Source organism: Promicromonospora kroppenstedtii DSM 19349, from assembly GCF_000515355.1.
Lineage (GTDB): Bacteria > Actinomycetota > Actinomycetes > Actinomycetales > Cellulomonadaceae > Promicromonospora > Promicromonospora kroppenstedtii.
This window is the reverse complement of sequence record NZ_KI911686.1, coordinates 186259-188898: the sequence shown is the minus strand read 5'-3', so window position 1 is coordinate 188898 and position 2640 is coordinate 186259. Positions and strand designations below refer to the sequence as shown.

The 2640-nt window shown below is 72.7% G+C and carries 2 protein-coding genes and 2 pseudogenes; 1 reads left to right on the top strand and 3 read right to left on the bottom strand.

The window, feature by feature from the left end:
- Both PROKR_RS35100 and PROKR_RS15500 read right to left on the bottom strand, forming a co-directional pair.
- Positions 1 to 381 (bottom strand): annotated as a pseudogene (locus PROKR_RS35100) (o-succinylbenzoate synthase); the annotation flags it as partial.
- A 121-nt stretch (positions 382 to 502) separates the two neighbouring features.
- Positions 503 to 1105 carry a gamma carbonic anhydrase family protein gene (locus PROKR_RS15500; protein WP_036964519.1) on the bottom strand — a complete coding sequence of 201 codons (603 nt, stop codon included), beginning with the start codon at positions 1103 to 1105 and terminating at the stop codon, positions 503 to 505.
- Between the two features lie 267 nt (positions 1106 to 1372).
- Between PROKR_RS15500 and PROKR_RS15495 the strand changes: the two genes are divergently transcribed.
- Positions 1373 to 2326 (top strand): 1,4-dihydroxy-2-naphthoyl-CoA synthase, encoded by a 954-nt coding sequence (locus PROKR_RS15495; protein ID WP_036964518.1) that lies wholly within the window; start codon positions 1373 to 1375, stop codon positions 2324 to 2326.
- A 65-nt stretch (positions 2327 to 2391) separates the two neighbouring features.
- Here PROKR_RS15495 and PROKR_RS15490 read toward each other — a convergent pair.
- Positions 2392 to 2640, bottom strand: a pseudogene (locus PROKR_RS15490) (ABC transporter ATP-binding protein); the annotation flags it as partial.

The window sequence follows — 2640 nt, the reverse complement described above, 5'->3', positions numbered from 1 at the left end:
GTCGCGGACGGCGGCGACGCGCTCCGCCTCGGCGGCCACGGGTTCGAGGGTGCCGTCGGGGCCGCGCTGGGCGACCTTGACCTTGGCGGTGCGGCAGCCGCCGGAGGCCAGCACGATCTCGCGCGCCCGCTCGGGTCCGACGGCGGGGACGGTCACGTTCACGGGGACGCTGTCGCGGACGGCCTCGGGCCAGCCGGTGAAGGCTGCCTCGTGCGCGGCACGCAGCCAGGTGGCCGACTCCTCGTCGTCGTAGTCCCAGAACGGGGACAGCTCACCCCAGCCGGCGGGGCCGCGGAGCAGGACGCCGTCGCGCACGTCGATCCCGCGAAAGCGGGTCCGCAGGGGCGTGGACCAGACAAGAGGTTCACCGATCAGCAGCACGGGTCCAGGCTATCGACCCGCCCGCCCCACGGCCGGGGCCGGTCTCCTGAGCTGACGTCAGCGGGCCCCGGAGAGCCGTCCCGGTGCTCCCGACGGTCGGATCCGACCTGGTGAACGCGAGTCAGTCCGACGTTCGCACGGGCTCGTCGTCGCGGTGCGCGCCGTAGAAGTCCGACTGGCGGCGCATGAGCTCGCGCATCGTCACGTCCCGGCCCACCCCGTAGACCGTGCCCGGGAAGTCGAGCTCGCGCTGGATCGCCCAGATCTCCTCGTGGCGGTCCGGGGACAGGACCGTCGCCGGGTCGCCCACGGCCACCCAGCCGATCGGGACGACCTGCCCCGGGGCGATCCTCGTGTTGACCTGCACCACCCCGTTGATGCGCACCTCCGCGCCGGCACCGATGACGCTGCCGGGGAACAGGGAGGCACCCGTCGCGACGAAGACCTCGTCCTCGACGGTGCTCCCGTTGATGTGCGCGTGCGGGCCCACCAGCACCGCGGACCCGATCCGCACGGGGTGGTCCGCACGGCCCCGGACCAGGGCGTTCTCCATCACCACCGTGTCCTCGCCGATGACGACGGCGCCGTCCTCGGCGGTGAGGACCGCGCCGTGCAGGATCCTGGCCCCGGCGGCGATGCGGACGTCGCCCACGACGGTCGCCGACGGGGCGACGTACGCGGACGGGTCGACCGACGGTTCGAGACCGCGATGACGAACGAGCATGTGAGGCTCCTCTCTTCGCGATCACCCTAGAGCCGCCCGTTACCACGAGCGGCATGCTTCGCTCTTCGCTCCTGGGGTTCTGTTCAGACCGCGAGCCTCTGCCCGTAGGCAGGGGGTTGAAACGTCGCAACATCGTGGCTCGAACAGAACCTCGGGAAGTCGGCAAGCGGTAACGGCAGCGACGCCGACGTCGCGCCGCGCACGAGACACCTGGCTGCGACGACCACTGAGCGCCCGGCGCCGTTCCGCCGAACTAGGCTGGACCGCGTGAGCACGAGCACCGAACTCCCCCGTCAGGTCTCCGAGACGTTCGACCCGCAGCGCTGGCGCGCGGTCGCCGGGTTCGAGGACCTGACTGACCTCACCTACCACCGTGGCGTCGACCGCAGCGGCCCCGAACCGCGCGACCTGCCCGTGGTGCGCGTCGCGTTCGACCGCCCGGAGGTGCGGAACGCGTTCCGCCCGCACACGGTGGACGAGCTGTACCGGGTCATGGACCACGCCCGCATGACGTCCGACGTCGGCACGGTGCTGCTGACCGGTAACGGCCCCTCCCCCAAGGACGGCGGCTGGGCGTTCTGCAGCGGCGGCGACCAGCGCATCCGCGGCCGCGACGGTTACCGCTACGCCGAGGGGGAGAACGCCGACTCGATCGACCCGGCCAAGGCGGGCCGCCTGCACATCCTCGAGGTGCAGCGCCTCATGCGCACCATGCCCAAGGTGGTCGTCGCGGTCGTGGACGGCTGGGCCGCGGGCGGCGGGCACTCCCTGCACGTGGTCGCCGACCTCACCGTCGCCTGCCGCGAGCACGGCAAGTTCAAGCAGACCGACGCCGACGTCGGCTCGTTCGACGCCGGCTACGGCTCCGCCTACTTCGCCCGCCAGCTCGGCCAGAAGCGCGCCCGCGAGGTCTTCTTCCTCGCGCGCGAGTACTCCGCCGACGACGCCGAGCGCTGGGGCTCCGTCAACGAGGTGGCCGAGCACGACGGCCTGGAGGGGCTGGCGCTGGAGTACGCGCGGATCATCGCCGGCAAGTCGCCGCAGGCCATCCGGATGCTCAAGTTCGCGTTCAACGCCGCCGACGACGGCATCGCCGGCCAGCAGGTGTTCGCCGGTGAGGCGACGCGGCTGGCGTATATGACGGACGAGGCGGTCGAGGGCAAGGAGGCGTTCCTGGAGCGCCGCGACCCGGACTGGTCGGGGTTCCCCTACTACTACTGACGTGGCGTTCCCCGCAGGTCGGGTGGTCCACCGGCCGAGCCACCCGCTCCGGTAGCCCTCGCTCGCTACTCGCCGTCGTCGTCAGTCGCCCGGCCGTCAGGGGCGACCGGGACCGCCTCAGCAGTCAGCCGGAACTCCCGCGCGCCCAGCGCCTCCGCGAGCTCGTCGGGCCCCGCGAGCAGCACCACCCCCGGGTACGCCGCGAGGATTCCCGCGAGCCGGCCGCGGCCCTCCTCGTCCAGGTCGCGGTCGAGGTCCGCGATCAGGAGCAGCGGCGGCTCGCCGTAGATCGCGCGGGCCAGGGCGAGCCGCGC

Bases quoted from the DNA above. Each gene is read 5' to 3' on its own strand.
- PROKR_RS15500 (WP_036964519.1), bottom strand. From the start codon at position 1,105: ATGCTCGTTCGTCATCGCGGTCTCGAACCGTCGGTCGACCCGTCCGCG.